Source organism: Kineococcus rubinsiae, from assembly GCF_011839805.1.
GTDB classification, from domain to species: domain Bacteria; phylum Actinomycetota; class Actinomycetes; order Actinomycetales; family Kineococcaceae; genus Kineococcus; species Kineococcus rubinsiae.
The window spans coordinates 13,205-30,968 of the sequence record NZ_VWPY01000053.1; the positions used below are offsets into that span (position 1 = coordinate 13,205).

The window sequence follows — 17,764 nt, forward strand, 5'->3', positions numbered from 1 at the left end:
CCCCACCCCAAGGAACAGGCAGGCCTCGATGAAGAGCGTCCAGCACCCCCGCCGGCTCAGCGGCGCCGTCGCCCTGATCGGCGTCACCGCCCTGCTCGTGTCCGGCTGCACCCGGGAGGAGGCGAGCACGCCCTCGAGCTCGGGCACCGCCGAGGCCAGCCCCGGCATCACCGACACCACGGTGAGCCTCGGCATCAGCAGCCCCCTCAGCGGGGCGACGGCCGGCCCCGGCAGCTGCACCGTCGCGGGCCTCGACAGCTTCCTGGAGGCGAAGAACGCCGAGGGCGGGTTCACCTTCGGCGACGGCAAGACCCGCAAGGTCACGCTCGAGTACCTCGACGACGCCTACGATCCGGCCAAGGCGGTCGCGAACTTCCGCCAGCTGGTGAACAAGGGGATCTTCGCCTACGTGGGCGCGCTCGGGACGCCGACCAACGCCGCGGTCATGCCCATCGCGAACCAGCAGGAGGTCCCCCAGGTCCTGCTCACCGCCGGCGCGGGCGAGTTCTCCGACGACCAGCAGGCCAACCCCTGGACGAGCGGGTTCGTGCCGACGTACACCACCGAGGGCGCCGCGTTCGGCAAGCTCCTGGTGGACGCGAACCAGCCGATCACCGTCGCGACCCTCGTGCAGAACGACGACTACGGCACCGGCTACCTCGACGGGTTCCAGTCCGCGATCGAGGGCAGCCAGGTGAAGGTCCTCGACAGCGCGACCTACGAGCCGACCGACACCTCGGTCGACGGGCAGGTCACGCAGCTGGCGGCCTCGAAGGCCGACGTCCTGCTCAGCGCGGTGTCCGTCACCCCGCTGCAGGTGGGCGTCCTGACCAAGGCGCAGTCGCTCGGGTGGAAGCCCCGCATCTTCCTGCCCTCGAACACGTCCACGCCCGCCACGGTCCTGCAGCCGGGCGGGGCGGCGGCCTACCCCGACGTCTACACGCCGTCGTTCGCCAAGACGCCCGCCTCCCCCGCGTTCGCGAACGACCCGGACGTGCAGGCCTACAACACGGCGTTCGAGCAGTACGGCTCGAAGATCACCAAGACGTACACGCCGCACTGCGCGTGGAGCTACGCCGAGGGCGCCGTGCTGGGCGAGGCGTTCTCGACGATGGAGGAGCCCACGCGGGAGGCCTTCATGACGTCGCTGCGCTCGATCTCGGGCTTCCAGGCGCCGCTGCTGCTCGACGGCATCACGATCGACACGACGAAGGAGGACCAGGCGGCCGTCTTCACGGTGAACCTGGTCCGCTACAACGGCACCGGGTACGAGCCGGTCCAGGGCTACTGAGCGGGCGCGCCGGCCGGTCCGGCGCGAGGGAGCGGTGCGGGGTGGCACGGGTCGCGCGCGGCCCGTGCCATCCTGTGCGTCGGCGGTCGAGCACCGGGGGGCGGCAGTGACGACGGACGCGGGCGGGCACGGGACGCAGGACGCGGTCCCCTCGGTCGACGAGCTCACGGCGGCCATCCGCACGGCCATCGTCGAGGGCGACTTCGCCCCGAACCAGCGCCTCGTCGAACCCGACCTGTGCGCCGCCTACCACGCGAGCCGAGCGGCGATCCGCAGCGCGCTGCAGGAGCTGACCTTCGAGGGCCTCGTCGAGCGGACCCCGAACCGCGGCGCCAGGGTGCGCTCCCTGACGCTCGCGGAGGCCGTCGAGATCCTCGAGGCCCGCACCGCCCTGGACGTGCTGTGCGCGGTCAAGGCCGCCGAACGCATCACCGACGCCGAGTGCGCGGAGCTGACCGCACTGCGCGGCGAGCTCCTCGACGCGGCCGCGACGGGGCACCTCGTGGAGTACTCGGAGCTGAACCAGCGCCTCGACCGGCGCGTGCGGGAGATCAGCCGGCACGCCACCGCGGGCGCCCTGCTCGCGCGCCTGCAGGCCCGCGTCGTGCGCCAGCAGTTCCGGCTGGCCTTCCAGCCCGGCCGGGCCGCGGAGTCGGCACCCCAGCACGCCGCCATCATCGACGCCGTCGTGGCGCGCGACCCGGCGGCGGCCGAGGCCACCACCCGCGCCCACCTCGCCGGCGTCGTCGACGCGCTGGCCGCGTCGGCCCGCTGAAGACCGCTCCCCGCTGGGGCCCCTCCCGCGCCGGGCGCGGGAGGGGCCGGGCTCAGCGGGTGAAGAGGGCGTCCACCTTCTCGTTGGCCGCGGTCAGCGAGGACGGCTCGGCCTGGAACGCCATGACGTTGTCCATGGCCGAGGTCATCGTGGCGTTGACCTCCGCGGAGTTCAGCACGGCCGGGAACGGGAACGTGGTGCCGGCGTCGATCTGGTCGGTGTAGGCCGTGATGTCCAGCCCCGTCTTCGCCAGCGCCGCCTTCGACGTCTCCGTCGTCGACTGCAGCGCCGGCATCACCACGCCCGAGGCCGCCACGATGTCCTGGCAGTCCGCCGAGGCGAGGTACTTGACCCACTTCCACGCCGCGCCCTTGCGGGGCGAGGACGTGTAGATCGAGTCCGCGAGGGAGTTCTGCATCGCCGCGCGCTGCCCGGAGGGGCCGATGGGCGTGGGGGCGAGGCCGATCTCCACGCCTTCGAGACCGGCGAAGGTCGCGAGCGTCCACGACCCCTCGGTGACCATGGCGTACTTGCCGGCCTGCATCTGCTGGTCCTGCGACCCGCCCTCGGTGAAGGACAGCGGCGGCATGTAGCCCTTGTCGATGAGACCCCGCCACCACGTGATGGTGGCCTGGAAGCGCGGGTCGTCGTAGTTGAACTCGGTGCCCCACGCCTTGGCGTTCATGTACGTCCAGCCCGTGGTCTGCGTCAGGTAGGACCACTCGGTCTGGCCGTTCGGCCCGCCCGAGCTGTTGATGCCCAGGCCGTAGGTGGCGACCTTGCTCTTGTCGAAGCCCGGCTCGTCGCCGCGGACGCCGTTGGCGTCCACGGTGAGGTGCGCGATGGTCTTCTCGTAGGTGCCGCCGTCGTCGGGGTTCCACGTGAGGTTCTTCAGCGCCTCCTCGGTGACCCCCGCCTCGGCCGCCATCGTCTTGTTGTAGTAGACGCCGATGGTGTCGAAGTCTTTGGGCAGGCCGTAGCGCTTGCCGTCCGGGCCGATCCACAGGTCGGTCGTGCCCTTGACGTAGGCGTCGACGTCGACGCCGTCGGCGGCCACCCGGTCGTCGATGGGCTCGATGAGGCCGCGGGCCGCGAACTCCCCGTAGCGCGAGGTGTGGTCGACGAAGACGTCGGGGGCGGAGTTGGCGACGAAGCCCGTGAAGAGCTTGTTCCAGTAGTCGTCCCACCCGAACTGCTCGATCTTGACGTCGACGTCCGGGTTGACGCGGTGGAAGTCCTCGGCGCACTGCTGGTAGGCGGGCAGCTGCGCCGCCTCCCACATCCAGTACGTGATCTCCCCGGAGTCCGCGTCGCCGCCCGGGTCCACCCCGTAGGACGCGCAGCCGGACAGCAGGACGGTGACCCCGGCGAACGCGGCGACGGTGCGCGCGATCCGGCGGCTGGAACGCATGGGGAGGACCTCTCCGGTGGGGGCGGGGACAGGGGTGGGGACGGGCGCGGCGGTGCGGCGGCGGCGGCTCACTTCACACCCGAGAAGCCGATGGAGTTGACGATCTTCTTGCTGAAGACCGCGAACAGGAGCAGGACGGGCAGCGCCGCCAGCAGGGTGCCGGCCATCATCCCCGCCCAGTCCGGCGTGCCCTGCGGGGTCTGCGCGCGGAAGATGCCGAGGCCGACGGTGAGCGTGCGCACCGAGTCCTCGCTCGCGACCAGCAGCGGCCAGAAGTACTCGCTCCAGGCCTGCACGTACTGCAGGATCGCCAGCGTCGTGAGGGGGCCCGACGCCATGGGCAGGATGACCCCGAAGAACCGGCGCACGGGCCCGGCCCCGTCGAGGCGGGCGGCCTCCTCCACCTCGTGGGGGATGGCGAGGAAGAACTGCCGCAGGAAGAAGATCGCGAACGGCGTCATGAAGAAGAACGGCAGCACGATCGCCGCGTAGGTGTTCAGCAGGCCGAGGTCGCGCATCAGCAGGAAGTTCGGCAGCTGCGTGAAGATCGGCGGCACCATGAGCGCGGTGAGGAACAGGAAGAACACCGCGTCGCGGCCGGGCCAGCGCAGCCGCGAGAAGGCGTAGGCGGCCAGGGCCCCGAAGAACACCTGCCCGGCCGTGATGAGCGTGGCCACGAGGACCGAGTTGAGCAGGTAGCGGCCGAAGTCGATGGCCGCCCCGGAACCGCCCTGCGCCTGCGCCTCCTCGGTGCTGGACAGGCCGAGGACCCGCCGGAAGGCGCCCAGGGTCGGTTCCACCGGGAGCAGGGACGAGGGCTGGCTGGACAGCGCCGCGCCGTTGGAGAGCGCGGTGCGGATCATCCAGAAGAACGGGAACAGGGTCGCGAGCATGATGAGGACCAGCGCGGTCCAGGCGAGGATGCGCCCGGGGCTGCGCCCGGCCCTCCCGCCGCGGGCGGGCTGGACCAGGAGCTGGTCGGTGTCGGTCGGTGCTGCTGCAGCGGTGGTGGCCACGTCGCCTCCTCCTTCGGGTCGGGGTTTCAGGCGACGTCGGACTCGCCGGCGCGCATCAGCTTCAGCTGCACGAGGGCGACGACGGCCAGGATGACGAACAGGACGACCGAGACCGCCGACGCGTAGCCGAACTGCAGGCGCTGGAAGGCGAGGTCGAAGATGTAGTACTGGATGACGCGGCTCGCGTCACCCGGCCCGCCGCTGGTGGTGACGGCGACCGTGTCGAAGGCCTGGAACGACCCGACGACCGTGATGACCAGGACGAGCGCGAGCACCGGGCGCAGCAGGGGCAGCGTGATCGTCCAGAACATCTTCCACTCCGAGGCGCCGTCGACCCGCCCGGCCTCGTAGACGTCGTGGGGGATCATCACCATCCCCGCGAACAGCAGCAGGGCGGTGTAGCCGACGTGGCGCCAGGTGTTCACCAGGGCGATCGTGGGGATCGCCAGGTTCTGGTCCCCGAAGAAGGCGATCGGGTCCACCCCGAGCCAGCCCAGGAACTGGTTGGTGATGCCGATCTGCGCGTCGAGCATCCAGTAGAAGAGCAGCGCCACGACGACGTTGGCCACGAGGTAGGGCATGACCACGACGCTGCGGACGAACACCGAGCGCGTCACCCGGTGCAGCAGGACGGCGATGAGCAGCGCCAGCACCGTCTGGGAGACGATGTTGATGGCCACGTACTCGACGGTGACGAGCATCGCGTTGCCGAAGGTCGCGTCCTGGAACAGCGCCCGGTAGTTGTCGAGGCCCACGAAGACCGGCGCGTTGAAGACGTCGTACTCCGTGAAGCTGAACCAGATCCCCCGCAGCGTGGGCCAGAAGTAGAAGACGCCGAAGCCCAGCAGGGCCGGGGCGATGAACGCGAGCGCCGTGAGCCGCTCGCGGGTCGAGCCGTTGGAGTCCGGTCGCAGTGCGTCGCCCGTGCTGCTGAGACGGGGACGGGCGACTCTGCTCGTCGTGGCCATGGGTCAGACCTTCCTGGTGCGGAGGAGGAGGAGCTGCTGCGGTTGCAGGGCGGGCGCCCGCAGGCCCGCCGCGGCCAGGACGCGGCCCGGCAGCCGGACCCCGTCCGGCAGCCACGGGGTCGGCTGGTCGCCGCGCAGGGCGGGCGCGTCGCCGGGGGCCTGGACGGTGACGTCGTAGAGGGCGTCGGGGAGCAGGCCGGGCAGCCGGACCGCACCGGGCACCGAGGTGAGCGGCGTGGTCAGCTGGACGACCGCGAACAGGCCGTCACCGCCGTCGGCGGCGACGGTCCCGTGGACGGCGAAGGACTCGTCGTGCTGGTCGGCGCGCACGGTGGTGCCGGTGTGCAGGAGGCCGCGCAGCTCCTTGTAGAGCGCCACCCAGCGGGTGAGCTCCGCGCGGTCCGCCGCGGAGGCCCGCGTCACGTCCCACTCGATGCCGAACGACGCGAACAGCGCCGTGCCGGCCCGGAACGAGAGGTCGTTGGCGCGGTGGGTGGTGTGCGAGACGGCCGCGCCGACGTGGGACCCGACGAGCTCGGGCGGGACGAGCTGGGCGGTCCAGCGCTGGATCTGCTGGCGCTCCAGCGGGTCGATGCAGTCGCTGGCCCACACGCGGTCGGTGTGCTCCAGGACCTCCAGGTCGATGCGCAGGCCGCCCGAGGAGCAGGACTCGATCTCGACGCCGGGGTGGCGCGCGCGCAGCTCGTCCAGCAGCCGGTAGACCGCCAGGGTCTGCGCGTGGACCCCGGGTTCGCCGCCCGGGCCGGAGCCGGCCTCGAGCAGGTCGCGGTTGTGGTCCCACTTGAGGTAGCGGACGTCGTTCTCCGTCAGCAGCGCGTCGAGCCGCTGGAGCACGTGCGCGAAGGCGTCGGGGTTGCCCAGGTCGAGGACCTGCTGGTCGCGCGAGAGCATCGGCTGCCGGCCCCCCGTGGCCAGCACCCAGTCCGGGTGCGCGCGGACCAGGTCGGAGTCGGGGTTGACCATCTCGGGCTCGACCCAGAGGCCGAACTCCATGCCGAGCCCCGTCACGGCGTCGACCAGGGGCGTGAGCCCGTCGGGCCAGACGCCCTCGTCGACGTACCAGTCCCCCAGCCCCGCGTCGTCGCTGCGCCGGTGGCGGAACCAGCCGTCGTCCAGGACGTAGCGCTCGACGCCGATCTCGGCGCCCGCGCGGGCGAGCTCGACGAGGCGGTCGAGGTCGTGGTCGAAGTAGACGGCCTCCCACGTGTTCATGATCACCGGGCGCGGCGTCGACGGGTGGTGCGGGCGCGAGCGCAGGTGGGCGTGGAAGCGCGCGGCGACCTCGTCGAGGCCGGCGGCCGCGTAGGCGCCGAAGACCCAGGGCGTCTCGTAGGACGCGCCGGGGGCGAGGCGGACCTCCCCGGGCAGCAGGAGCTCACCGCCGCGCAGGACGGCCGCGCCCGTGGACAGGCGCTCCGCGAGGCTGCGGTGGTTGCCGCTGAAGGCGACGTGCTGGCCCCACACCTCACCCGCGCGGAAGCCGAAGCCCGGCGTGCCGACGGCCAGCACGAGGGGCGCGTCGGGTCCGGTGCGGCCCCGGCGGTTCTCGCGCACGTGCGCGCCGACGACCAGCGGCAGCCGCTGCGGGGCGCGCTCGCGGGCCCAGCGCCCGGCCAGGTCGAACACCTCGGTGGCCACGGGCGGCACGGGCAGCGACAGCGCGAGGTCGGCGACCTCGTAGTCCGCCTGACCCGTGTTCGTCAGCGTGGCGCGGTGGCGCACGAGCCCGGACGGCAGCAGCTCCACGACGAGCGTCAGCGCGAGGCCGGCCTCCTCGTCGGCGGCCGCGAGCTCCAGCCGGCCGCCCGCGGGGGCCTCGGCGACGGTCCACGAGGTCGGCACGAAGCGCGTGGACCACGCCCGGCCGGCGCGGTGGCCCGAGAGGCCCGGGGTGCCGTTCCAGCCCCGCGACTGCTCGGGGAGCAGCGACAGCGGCTGCGGGTCGTCGACCTCGTTGTTCGTGCGGGCCGTGCGGGTCGCACGGACGAGGTCGGCGAGCGCCGCGGCGCCCAGCTCGCCGAGGTCGGCGCCCCAGTGCGCGACGGACGGCAGCGCGTCGGCGGGGGTGGTGAGCACGAGGCTCACCCCCGCGGCCCGCAGGTGCAGAACCTCCCCGGGCGGGCTCGTCGTCGCTCCGGCGGCGGGCGGGGCGGGGGTGGGCGTCACTGCGTCTCCTCGAGCACTTCGTCGGGCCGTGTGGGTGAGTTCTACGGCGAAACTCAGGGATCCGTCAACCACCTCACAGCGCGGTGTGCAAGCGCAGTCCGGAACCGGGACGATGGTTGCGAGTTCTGCTACGACACTCCCCCGCGGGTGCGTCACACTGCGGAGAACCGCCGCGACGAGGCGGACCACGTTGCGGGACACCACCGAGGAGGACGCCGTGACCGTCGGCCCGAGCGCTGCCGCGCCCACCCTCCCCCCGCGCCCCGGCGGCGCCTGGACGCCCCTGACGGGAGCGGCCCACCGCATCGCCGTGGCCGTGCTGCTGGACGGCCCGCTGCCGCGCAGCGAGCTCGCCCGGCGCTTCGACCTCTCCCCCGGCAGCCTCACGCGGCTGTCGCGCCCGCTGCTGGACTCCGGCCTCCTCGTGGAGACCACGGGCGCCTACGACCCGACCTCCGGGCGCCCGACGCGTCCCCTCGACGTGGACGAGTCCTCGCACCACTTCATCGGGGTCAAGCTGACCGCCACCACGGCCCACGCCGTGCTGACGACGCTGCGCGCCCGCGTGGTGGCCGCCGAGGAGGCGCTGCTGCTGGACACCTCCCCGGCCGGCGTCGCCGCGACCGTCGCGGACCTCGTGCGCTCGCTCGCCTCCGAGGTCGCGGAGGTGGGCGTGGACGGGGTGCGCGCGGTCGGCGTCAGCCTCGGGGGCCGCGTCGGCGAGCGCGGCGAGGTGCGCAGCGCGCGCTACCTGGGCTGGAGCGACGTCCCGCTCGGGGAGCTCCTCGAGGACCTGCTGGGCCTGCCCGTCGTCGTGGACAACGACATGCTCTCCCTCACCCGCGCCGAGCAGTGGTTCGGCGCGGCGCGGCGCTGCGACCACTTCGCGGTGCTGACCATCGGCGAGGGCGTGGGCTACGGCCTCGTGGTGCACGACGAGGTCGTCGACCCGCCCGACGCGGGGGTCGGCCTCCTCGGGCACTTCCCGCTGGACCCGACCGGCCCGCTCTGCCCGCAGGGGCACGCGGGCTGCGCCGACAGCCTGCTGACCATCAGCGCCGTGACCGCGCGTGCCTCGACCGGCCTGCGCCGCCCCGTGCGCTACGAGGAGGTCCTCGACCTGGCCCTGGAGGGCGACCCCGTCGCCCGCCGCGTCGTCGACGACGCCGCCCGGGGCCTCGGGCGCCTCGTGGCGGCCGTCGGCAACCTCACCATGCCGCAGAAGGTGGTCCTCTCCGGCGACGGGATCCGGCTGGCCGAGGTGGGGCGGGCGGCACTGCTCGCGCAGGTGGCCGCGGACCGCAACCCGCTGGCCTCGCCGCTGGACATCGACGTCCAGCAGACCGGGTTCCGGGAGTGGGCGCGCGGGGCGGCCGTCACGGCGATCCGGACCTTCGTGCTCGGGACGCGGGCGTGAGGCTCGCGTAGTCTCGCGGGATGACCCCGGGTGCGGTGCTGGTGAGGCGGCTCCACGTCGACCTCTGCCGCACCCAGACCGCGACCTGTCCGCGCTGAGGAGTGCCCCGCGCCCCCGTCCCCGGGGCGCCCCACCCCGGCCGGAGGTCCCCCGTGACCAGCTCCCCCTCGTCCCCCACCCCCCTCGCGCACGCCGGCGTCCCGGCGGCCCGGCGTGAGGTGCGCCCACCGCTCGTCCTGTGCTTCGTCGGCGCCGGTCCCCGCACGCTCGGGGTGCTGGAGCGCCTCGGGGCGAACGCGGGCGAGCTGCTCGGTGACCGGGCGCTGCACGTGCACGTCGTCGACCCGCACCTGCCCGGCGCGGGGCGCATCTGGCGCGAGGACCAGCACCCGCTGCTGCTGATGAACTCCCGCGCCACCGACGTCACGGTGCTGCCCGACGCCTCCTCGGCCCTGCGCGGTGCGCCCCGCAGCGGCCCGACGCTGCACGCGTGGCTCGACGCGCACCGCGACGAGCTCGCGGAGCGGTTCGCGGCCGCGGGCGAGGACCGCCTCGCCGCGGAGGTGCGCGGCGTGACGCCGCAGACCTTCGTCTCGCGCGCGCTGGGCAGCGCCTACCTGCGCTGGGCGTGGGACCTCGCGCTCGCCGGGCTGCCGGCGGGCACGGTGGTCGAGGTGCACGCCGACACGGCGCTCGACTTGCTCGACGGCCCCGGCGGCCGCCAGCTGGTGACCCTCGCCGGGCGCGCGGAACCCCTCGTGGCCGACGCCGTCCTCCTGGCCCAGGGTCACCCGGACGTGGAACCCGGCCCCCGCGAGACGGCGCTGCAGGAGTTCGCCGCCGCCCACGGGCTGACCCACGTGGTGCCCGGCTACACGAGCGACCTGCACGCCGCGGGCGCGCTCGACGCGCTGCACCCCCGTGAGGACGTCCTGGTGCTCGGCATGGGGCTCGCCTTCGTCGACCTCGTGGTCCTGCTCACCGAGGGCCGCGGGGGCCGCTACGAGCGCGACGCCGCGGGGACCCTGCACTACCGGCCCAGCGGCGCGGAACCCGTGCTGCACGCGGGGTCGCGCCGCGGCGTGCCGTACCGGTCGAAGATCTCCTACGAGCTGGGCTCGCGCCCGCCCCTGCCGCGGTTCCTCACCCCCGCCGCGGGCACGGAGCTCGCGGCGCGCCTCGGCCGCCCGCTGGACCTGCGCGCCGACGTCTGGCCGCTGATCGCGAAGGAGCTGGCGGGCGCGCACTACCACGAGCTGTTCCTGCGCCACGGCGAGCGCACGAGCGTCCCGGTCGAGGAGTTCGACCGGGAGTTCGCCGCCGCGGCGTGGGGCACCGCGGAGTTCGACGAGCTCGTCGCCCGGGCCGTGCCCGACCCGGCGGACCGCCTCGACCTGGCCGGTCTCGACCGGCCGCTGGAGGGCTGGGGGACCAGTTCGGCCGAAGGCGTGGACCAGCGCGTGCGCGAGCACGTCGAGGCCGACACGACCCGCCGGGGCGACGCGCGGCACAGTGCGGACGCCGCCGTGTTCCTAGCCCTGCTGTCCGCCTACGGCGTCGTCGCGTCGTTGCAGCGCAACGGGATCCTCACCGCCCGCTCCGCCGCCCTGGACGTCGACGGCTGGTGGCACGGGTTCTTCAGCTACGTCGCCAGCGGTCCGCCGCCGGCCCGGCTGGAGCAGCTGACCGCGCTCTCGCGCGCGGGCGTCCTGCACTTCCTGGGCGCCGGGACCGTCGTGGCGGGCGACGCGGCCACGGGCCGCTGGGTCGCCACCTCGGCGAGCAGCCCCGGGCACCTGAGCACCCGGGCGTTCGTCGACGCGCGGCTGCCGCACCCCAGCATCCGCGACACCGCCGACCCGCTGCTGCACCGGTTGCACGCGCGCGGCGACGCCGTCGAGCAGGAGTTCGCCGACGCCACCGAGGTGCTGACCAGCGGTCGCCTCGTGGTGGACGCCGACCAGCACCTCGTGGACGCGACCGGTGCCGCCCACCCGCGGCGCCTGGCCGTGGGCCCGTGGGTCGCGGGCGGCGGGTGGGCGCCCGCGTTCGCCCGCCCGGGCGTGGACGCCGGGTTCTTCCGGCTCAACGAGGCCGTCGCCCGGGACCTGCTGAGCACGGCGGCGGAACCCCTCGTCAGCGCCGGCGCGCGGCCAGGTGCCAGGACCGCGCCGAGCGCAGGTGGGGCTCGCGGTCGCTGAGCGCCGTCTCCAGGTGCTCCAGGTCGTCGACGAGCCGCTCGTCCGCGACGGCCCCGGCGTGCAGCAGGCCCGTCACCGACAGCACTCCCGCGCGGCCGGCGGGGTCGCAGCCCGCGGCCCGCACCGCGTCCAGGACGTCGTCCGGGTCCAGGCGCAGGACGGTGCGCCCCGTGACGTCGTCGACGGAGCGGGCGGCGTCCAGCAGCACCCAGGCCTGCGCCGGGTCCCCGTGGACGGCGGCGGCGAGGACCTCGGCCGCCGGGTTCGGCGCCAGGAGGGACAGCAGCCCCCCGGGCCGCAGCGACGACGCGAGCGTCGCGACGTCCTCGCCGACCTGGTGCAGCGTGCCGCGGTGCTGCAGCACGTCGTGGCAGAGGACGACGTCGAAGGAGCCGGACCCGCCCGCGCGGTGCCGCGTCAGGGCCGCGAGCGCGTGCAGGTCCTCGATGTCGGCGGCCACGGTGTGCAGCCGGTCGCCGACGCCCGCGGCGTGCGCCGCCGCCCGCGCCAGGTGCAGGACGTCGGGCGAGGTGTCCAGGACCGTCACGTCGTGGCCCTGCAGGGCCAGCTGGACCGCGTCGCGGCCGTTGCCCCCACCTGCGTCCAGGACCCGCAGCGGCCCGTCGGAGACCTCGCCGATCCAGCGCCGCAGGGTGGCCGCCACGACCCGGTAGCGCAGGCGGCCCCAGGGCGAGTCCTGCCAGGTGGCCCAGGCCGCGGCCTCGTCGGTGCCCGCGCGGGCAGGTGGTGTCGACGTCACGTGCTTCCCCCATCGCTCCTGGCGTGAGCACCCTCGGGGGGTTGCTGCGGCGTCTCTGAGCCAGGTCTCTCGGCCGCTCTGGATGGTGGGAGCAGACTAGCCCGTCTCAGAGGGTGCGGTGCATGACGTGCAGGCCGACGTAGCCGAACTCGGGGTGGTCGAACGCCTCGGGGACCGTGGCCAGCACCTCGAAGCCCAGCGAGCGCCACAGCGCGACGGCCGCCCCGTTGGTCTCCACGACGGCGTTGAACTGCATCGCCCGGAAACCCTGCGCGCGGGCCCACGCCACGACGTGCTCGCCGAGCGCCCGCCCGACGCCCCGGCCCCGCGCGGCGGGCGCGACCATGAAGCTCGCGGTCGCCACGTGCGCCCCGCGGCCTGGCCGGTTCGGGCCCGCCTTGGCCGTGCCGAGGACGACGTCCCCCTCGACCGCGACGACCGTGCGGTCCGGCGGCGGCTGCACCCACAGCGCGCGCGCCGCCTCCGACGTCAGCCCCTCCGGGTAGGCGTAGGTCTCCCCGTCGGCGACGACCTCGTCGAAGAACGGCCACACCTGCGACCAGTCGGCCGGCTCGAGCTCGCGGATCTCCATGCGGCGCAGCGTAGTCCCGGCCGGCGTGCGGCCCCGCGCCTCAGGCGGGCGCCTTCTCCCCCGCCTCGACGGGCACCCGCAGCCGGTTCTCGGCCGGGGGCAGGGGGCAGGTGGCGTGGTCGGTGAAGGCGCAGGGCATGTTCGCCGTGCGGTTGAAGTCGAGCACCACGCGGCCGTCCGCGGTGGGCGCCTCGACGGCCAGCGAGCGCGTGGTCCCCGTGGTGGACACCCCGCTCGTGGCGTCGGTGAACAGGACGGAGAACTCGGTGCCGGAGCGGAACAGGACGAGGCTCTGCGGGGCGCCGTCGACCTCGAAGCGCGCGGTGCCGGCCGCGGTGAAGCGCTGCTGCAGCCCCTCCACGACCGAGCCCACGACCACCTCGCGGTCGTCGCCGAACGGCTCGAAGCGGGCCTGGACGACCCAGCGCTCGTCGAAGGCGAAGACCGGCACGCCGGTGAAGGACGCCAGCAGCGGTGCGCGCGGGTCGCGCACGCGCAGCGCGTGGTTCCCGCTGCGCCGGATGACCTCGACGTGGCGGTCGCCGTCCTCGACGAGCGTCCCGCCGCCCCCCTCGACGGGCGCGGTCACGACCTCGCCGTCCACGGCCCGCCCGTCCAGGACCAGCCCGTCGGCGGCCGCGGCCCGCAGGTGCACGCCGTCCGCCGCGACCCACCACGTGCCCGGCAGGCCCTCGACGGCCTGCGGCTCCTCGTCGAGCCAGTGCAGGCCCGTCAGGCTCAGCCAGCCGTGGGGTTCGCTCAGGGTCGCGGTGCGGCGGGCGCGCCAGGCCTCGAAGTCCGCGCGGCGGGTGGCGGTGTCGAGGGTCGTGGAGGTCATGGTGCGTCCTTCGCTCGCGTGGGGGGCCGGCTCGTGCGGTGCCCGGGGGCTCCGCGTCAGGGACAGCGCCGCGGCGGGCCCGGCTGTTCCCGGCGGCCGGTCCGCGGCCCGGCCCGGCCCGCGGCGGGGCCGTTAGGCTGCGCCGACACCGCCCGAGGAGGAACCCGCGATGACCGACGTCCCTGCGCCCGGCCAGGACCTGCTGTTCCCCCCGCCCGCGGAGTTCGCCGCCCGCGCCAACGTGGACGCGGGCGAGTACGCGCGCGCGGCCGCGGACCCGGAGGCCTTCTGGGCCGAGAAGGCCGCCCGGCTGCAGTGGGACGAGCCGTGGCACACCGTGTTCGACGGCTCCACGATGCCCACCGCGCAGTGGTTCGCCGGCGGCCGGCTGAACGTGGCGGTGAACTGCGTCGACCGCCACGTCACGGCCGGTCGCGGGGACAAGGTGGCGCTGCACTGGGAGGGCGAACCCGGGGACAGCCGCACGATCACCTACGCGGAGCTGCAGGAGGAGGTGTGCCGGCTGGCGAACGCGCTGGAGGGCCTCGGCGTCGGGCACGGCGACCGGGTGGTCCTCTACCTGCCGGTGCTGCCGGAGACGATCGTCGCGACGCTCGCGTGCGCGCGCATCGGCGCCGTCGTCAGCCTGGTGTTCGGGGGTTTCTCCGCCGAGGCGCTGCGGTTCCGCGTGGCCGACACGGGAGCCAGGGTGCTCGTCACCACCGACGGGCAGTTCCGGCGCGGCAGCGCGGTGGGCGTCAAGGCCGCGGCCGACGCCGCCGTCGAGGGCCTCGACCACGTCGAGCACGTGCTCGTGCTGCGCCGCACGGGGGACGCGACCCCGGACGTGCCGTGGACGCCGGGCCGCGACGTGTGGTGGCACGACGTCGTGGACACCGCGAGCAGCGAGCACGAGGCACCGTCCTTCGACGCCGAGAACCCCCTGTTCATCATCTACACCTCCGGCACGACGGGGCGCCCGAAGGGCCTGGTGCACACCAGCGGCGGGTACCTGACGCACGCGTCGTGGACGCACTGGGCGGTGTTCGACCTCAAGGACGACGACGTCTACTGGTGCCAGGCCGACCTGGCGTGGGTCACGGCGCACACCTACGAGATGTACGGGCCGCTGTCCAACGGTGCGACGCAGGTGATCTACGAGGGCAGCCCCCTCACGCCGCACCCGGGCCGGCACTTCGAGGTCATCGAGAAGTACGGGGTCACGACGTACTACACGGCGCCGACCCTGGTGCGCACGTTCATGAAGCACGGGCCGGAACTGCCCGCCCGCTACGACCTGTCCTCGCTGCGCCTGCTCGGCAGCGTCGGGGAGGCGATCAACCCCGAGGCCTGGTTGTGGTTGCACCGCAACGTGGGTGGCGGGCGCTGCCCCATCGTCGACACGTGGTGGCAGTCCGAGACGGGCGCGGCCGTGGTGGCCCCGCTGCCGGGCGTGACGCCGCTGAAGCCGGGGTCCGGGACGGTCCCCCTGCCCGGGCTCTCGGCGACCGTGGTCGACGACGCGGGCGAGGAGGTGGCGCCCGGCGTGCAGGGCGTGCTGGTCATCACGAAGCCGTGGCCGGGCATGGCCCGCACGGTCTGGGGCGACCACGACCGCTTCGTGCGCTCCTACTGGGAGCCCTACGCCGAGCGCGGCTACTACCTCGCGGGGGACTCCGCGACGAAGGACGCCGACGGCTACGTGTGGATCGGCGGGCGCATCGACGACGTGCTGAACGTCTCGGGGCACCGCCTGTCGAGCATCGAGCTGGAGTCGGCGCTGGTCTCCCACCCGCGGGTCGCGGAGGCCGCCGTGGTCGGCGCCCCCGACGACACGACGGGGCAGCGGATCATCGCCTTCGTCATCACGCGCGGCCGCGCGGACGCAGACGACCCGGACGACGCGGGGCTGACCGCCGCGCTGCGCGCCCACGTCGGCGAGCGCGTCGGCGCCATCGCCAAGCCCCGCGACGTCGTGGTGGTCCCGGACCTGCCCAAGACGCGCTCGGGGAAGATCATGCGCCGGCTGATGGCCGACATGACGGCGGGCCGCAGCGGGGGCGACGTCACGTCCCTGCAGGACGAGACCGCGCTGGCCGGCGTGGAGCAGGCCTGGGCGCGCTACCTCGCGACCCGCCCCTGACCCCACCTCCTCCCGTGATCATGCAGGTACTCCCTGCACGACCACGGAGGGAGCGCGTCAGCTCTGCAGGGCCGCCGGGTCCATCCAGGAGACCTCCCAGCAGTGGCCGTCCGGGTCGCGGAAGCTCGTGCCGTACATGAACCCGAGGTCCATCGTGGGGCCGTACTCCGCTCCCCCGTTGGCCAGCGCCTTCGCCTTGAGGTCGTCGCACTCGGTGCGGTCGGCCGCCGACAGCGCGATCATGACCTCGGTGGCCCCGCGCGGGGCGGCCTCGCCCTGCAGGAACTGCGCCCACTTCGCGGGGGCGTGCAGCAGCGCGATGATGTTGTCCTCGATGACGACGCACCGGGTCGTCTCGTCGCTGAACTGCGGGTTGAGCGAGAAGCCGAGCGCCGTGAAGAACGACGCCGACACCTCGACGTCGTCGACCGGCAGGTTCAGGAACACCATCCGCGTCACAGGGACCCCTCCTCCGTCTGCCCACCCCGGTGGGGTGGCGTCGGGGGGTGGACCCGGCGCGGGAGCGGAACTGAGCGGTCGCCGCGCGCGGCGCGCCGCGGTGTCAGAGGGTGGGGAACCAGAGCCCGATCTCGCGGGCCGCCGACTCCGGGGAGTCCGAGCCGTGGACGAGGTTCTGCTGGACCTTCAGGCCCCAGTCGCGGCCCAGGTCACCGCGTACGGTGCCGGGGGCGGCCGTGGTCGGGTCCGTGGTGCCGGCCAGCGAGCGGAAGCCCTCGATCGCGCGGTGGCCCTCGACGACGGCCGCGACGACGGGCCCCGAGAGCATGAACTCCACGAGGGGCTCGTAGAACGGCTTGCCCTCGTGCTCGGCGTAGTGCCCCGCGAGCAGCTCGCGGTCGGCGGTGCGCAGCTCGAGGGTGACGAGGACGTAGCCCTTCGCCTCGATGCGCCGCAGCACCTCACCGGTCAGGTTGCGTCGCACCCCGTCCGGCTTGACGAGGACGAGGGTGCGCTGGACGTCGGTCTCCGTGGCCACGGACGCACAGTAGCGGAGCAGGCCCCGGCACCCGTCCACCCGCGGCGCCCGCCGGCCGAACCGCGGGGCCCGCGGCTCCGAACCCCCGGTGTGCCCCGCCGACGTCCCCTGCGCCACCGGTCTCCCTCGCGGACGGGCGTGCGTCCGCTCCTCGGGGCGGCCGTCGTGCTCGTGCTCGTCCTGCCCGCCTGCACGGGCGGGGGCGACGCTCCGGCCCCCCGCGGCACGGCGAGCCCGGCGACCCCCACCGCTCCGCCGACCGCGACGACGAGCGCCCGGGTGGCCCCGGTCCCCGCGGCCGCGCCCGACGCGACGCCGCTGGCCCGCCGCTTCCTCGACACCTGGGTCGACCCGGACGGCCGGGTGGTGCGCCGCGACGTCGGCGGCGACACCACCAGCGAGGGGCAGGCCGCCGCCCTGCTGCTGGCGGTCCAGAGCGACGACCCCCAGCTGACGGCGCTGGTCTGGGACTGGACGGCCGCGCACCTGCAGCGCCCCGACGGTCTGCTGGCCTCGCGCTGGGCCGACGGGGGCGTCGCCGACGCGGCCCCCGACGCCGCCGCCGACCTCGCGAGCGCTCAAGGGCTCGTCGCGGCCGGGCGGCGCTTCGCCGACCCCGAGCTCGCCGCCGCGGGGGCGCGCTTGGCCGGCGCCGTCCTGGACGGGGAGACGGCGGTGACGCCGCTGGGGCGGGTCCTGCTCGCGGACCCCGCCGCGGCCGCGCCGTGGCCGGTGGAACCGGGGGCCGCCTCACCCCTGGCGGTGCAGGAGCTCGCGGCCGCCGTGCCGGACCCGCGCTGGGCCGAGCTGGAGACGGGCAGCGCGGCCGTCCTGCGGACCCTGCTCGGCGCGGCCACCCTGCCGCCCGACGCCGCCCGCGTGCTGGCCGACGGGCGCGTGGAGGCGGTCGCGTCCCCGGGCGCGGTCGACGTGCAGTTCGGCTCGGCGGCGGCGCGCGTCCCCGTCGGCTCCGCCGCCTCGTGCGACCCGGCCGACGTGGCGATCGCGGCCGGGCTGGCCCCGGCGCTCGTGCGCACCGACGACCAGGTCAGCGGCCGCTACGACACGGGGGGCACGCCGACCGTGGACTACGCGCAGCCGCTGGCCTTCGTCGCGGCCGCGGCGGCGGCCGCGGCCGCCGGGGACGAGGCCGCCCGCACCCGCCTGC

16 protein-coding genes and 1 riboswitch are annotated in these 17,764 nt (G+C 74.7%); of the genes, 7 read left to right on the forward strand and 9 right to left on the reverse strand.

Annotated elements, in window-relative coordinates; genetic code table 11:
* Positions 1 to 28: 28 nt before the first annotated feature.
* Positions 29 to 1,291: an ABC transporter substrate-binding protein gene (locus F1544_RS18885; protein ID WP_167587683.1), complete on the forward strand. Its 1,263-nt coding sequence runs from the start codon at positions 29 to 31 to the stop codon at positions 1,289 to 1,291.
* Positions 1,292 to 1,397: 106 nt separating this feature from the next.
* A complete protein-coding gene (locus F1544_RS26540; protein WP_167587684.1) occupies positions 1,398 to 2,066 on the forward strand; it encodes a GntR family transcriptional regulator in 669 nt (222 codons plus the stop codon).
* Between the two features lie 52 nt (positions 2,067 to 2,118).
* Here the strand turns inward: F1544_RS26540 and F1544_RS18895 are convergent, their stop codons facing one another.
* From F1544_RS18895 to F1544_RS18910, 4 genes are all read right to left on the reverse strand, one after another.
* The gene (locus F1544_RS18895; protein ID WP_167587685.1) at positions 2,119 to 3,477 is read right to left on the reverse strand and encodes an ABC transporter substrate-binding protein; all 1,359 of its coding nucleotides are present in this window, start codon (positions 3,475 to 3,477) and stop codon (positions 2,119 to 2,121) included.
* 68 nt (positions 3,478 to 3,545) lie between these two features.
* Positions 3,546 to 4,493 (reverse strand): carbohydrate ABC transporter permease, encoded by a 948-nt coding sequence (locus F1544_RS18900; protein WP_208972192.1) that lies wholly within the window; start codon positions 4,491 to 4,493, stop codon positions 3,546 to 3,548.
* 26 nt (positions 4,494 to 4,519) lie between these two features.
* Complete coding sequence (locus tag F1544_RS18905) at positions 4,520 to 5,461, reverse strand: carbohydrate ABC transporter permease (RefSeq protein ID WP_167587686.1); 942 nt, start codon at positions 5,459 to 5,461, stop codon at positions 4,520 to 4,522.
* 3 nt (positions 5,462 to 5,464) lie between these two features.
* Complete coding sequence (locus tag F1544_RS18910; RefSeq protein ID WP_308470186.1) at positions 5,465 to 7,648, reverse strand: alpha-galactosidase; 2,184 nt, start codon at positions 7,646 to 7,648, stop codon at positions 5,465 to 5,467.
* Between the two features lie 217 nt (positions 7,649 to 7,865).
* On the opposite strand from F1544_RS18910, the gene F1544_RS18915 reads away from it, so the two are divergent.
* From F1544_RS18915 to F1544_RS18920, 3 genes are read left to right on the forward strand one after another with little or no spacing between them, the layout of a single operon-like run.
* The gene (locus tag F1544_RS18915; RefSeq protein WP_167587669.1) at positions 7,866 to 9,065 is read left to right on the forward strand and encodes an ROK family transcriptional regulator; all 1,200 of its coding nucleotides are present in this window, start codon (positions 7,866 to 7,868) and stop codon (positions 9,063 to 9,065) included.
* A gap of 20 nt (positions 9,066 to 9,085) precedes the next feature.
* Complete coding sequence (locus F1544_RS26875; protein WP_373368099.1) at positions 9,086 to 9,163, forward strand: putative leader peptide; 78 nt, start codon at positions 9,086 to 9,088, stop codon at positions 9,161 to 9,163.
* A gap of 54 nt (positions 9,164 to 9,217) precedes the next feature.
* Positions 9,218 to 11,266, forward strand: coding sequence for an FAD/NAD(P)-binding protein (locus F1544_RS18920; protein WP_308470187.1), 2,049 nt, complete (start codon positions 9,218 to 9,220; stop codon positions 11,264 to 11,266).
* On the opposite strand, the gene F1544_RS18925 is transcribed toward F1544_RS18920, so the two are convergent.
* From F1544_RS18925 to F1544_RS18935, 3 genes are all read right to left on the reverse strand, one after another.
* The gene (locus tag F1544_RS18925; RefSeq protein ID WP_167587688.1) at positions 11,202 to 12,026 is read right to left on the reverse strand and encodes a class I SAM-dependent methyltransferase; all 825 of its coding nucleotides are present in this window, start codon (positions 12,024 to 12,026) and stop codon (positions 11,202 to 11,204) included. The two genes, F1544_RS18920 and F1544_RS18925, sit on opposite strands and share 65 nt — an antisense overlap.
* A 6-nt stretch (positions 12,027 to 12,032) precedes the next feature.
* Positions 12,033 to 12,115, reverse strand: a riboswitch (SAM riboswitch).
* A gap of 17 nt (positions 12,116 to 12,132) precedes the next feature.
* Positions 12,133 to 12,618, reverse strand: coding sequence for a GNAT family N-acetyltransferase (locus F1544_RS18930; protein WP_167587689.1), 486 nt, complete (start codon positions 12,616 to 12,618; stop codon positions 12,133 to 12,135).
* A gap of 40 nt (positions 12,619 to 12,658) precedes the next feature.
* Positions 12,659 to 13,456, reverse strand: a complete 798-nt coding sequence (locus F1544_RS18935; protein WP_167587690.1) for a DUF1684 domain-containing protein — start codon at positions 13,454 to 13,456, stop codon at positions 12,659 to 12,661.
* A 169-nt stretch (positions 13,457 to 13,625) separates the two neighbouring features.
* Between F1544_RS18935 and acs the strand changes: the two genes are divergently transcribed.
* Positions 13,626 to 15,599, forward strand: a complete 1,974-nt coding sequence (gene acs / locus F1544_RS18940; RefSeq protein WP_167587691.1) for an acetate--CoA ligase — start codon at positions 13,626 to 13,628, stop codon at positions 15,597 to 15,599.
* 57 nt (positions 15,600 to 15,656) lie between these two features.
* Here acs and F1544_RS18945 read toward each other — a convergent pair whose 3' ends face one another.
* Complete coding sequence (locus F1544_RS18945) at positions 15,657 to 16,049, reverse strand: VOC family protein (RefSeq protein WP_167587700.1); 393 nt, start codon at positions 16,047 to 16,049, stop codon at positions 15,657 to 15,659.
* A 112-nt stretch (positions 16,050 to 16,161) separates the two neighbouring features.
* Positions 16,162 to 16,596 (reverse strand): nucleoside-diphosphate kinase, encoded by a 435-nt coding sequence (ndk, locus tag F1544_RS18950; RefSeq protein ID WP_167587692.1) that lies wholly within the window; start codon positions 16,594 to 16,596, stop codon positions 16,162 to 16,164.
* Between the two features lie 138 nt (positions 16,597 to 16,734).
* Here ndk and F1544_RS18955 point away from each other — a divergent pair.
* The coding region (locus tag F1544_RS18955) for a glycosyl hydrolase family 8 (RefSeq protein WP_167587693.1) at positions 16,735 to 17,764 on the forward strand (1,030 nt) is incomplete at its 3' end.

Excerpts from the sequence above, each read along its gene's own strand:
- F1544_RS18935 (WP_167587690.1), bottom strand. The coding sequence starts at position 13,456 with ATGACCTCCACGACCCTCGACACCGCCACCCGCCGCGCGGACTTCGAG.
- F1544_RS18945 (WP_167587700.1), bottom strand. The coding sequence starts at position 16,049 with ATGGTGTTCCTGAACCTGCCGGTCGACGACGTCGAGGTGTCGGCGTCG.
- F1544_RS18895 (WP_167587685.1), bottom strand. The coding sequence starts at position 3,477 with ATGCGTTCCAGCCGCCGGATCGCGCGCACCGTCGCCGCGTTCGCCGGG.
- F1544_RS18885 (WP_167587683.1), top strand. The coding sequence starts at position 29 with ATGAAGAGCGTCCAGCACCCCCGCCGGCTCAGCGGCGCCGTCGCCCTG.
- acs (WP_167587691.1), top strand. The coding sequence starts at position 13,626 with ATGACCGACGTCCCTGCGCCCGGCCAGGACCTGCTGTTCCCCCCGCCC.
- F1544_RS26875 (WP_373368099.1), top strand. The coding sequence starts at position 9,086 with ATGACCCCGGGTGCGGTGCTGGTGAGGCGGCTCCACGTCGACCTCTGC.
- F1544_RS18905 (WP_167587686.1), bottom strand. The coding sequence starts at position 5,461 with ATGGCCACGACGAGCAGAGTCGCCCGTCCCCGTCTCAGCAGCACGGGC.
- F1544_RS18930 (WP_167587689.1), bottom strand. The coding sequence starts at position 12,618 with ATGGAGATCCGCGAGCTCGAGCCGGCCGACTGGTCGCAGGTGTGGCCG.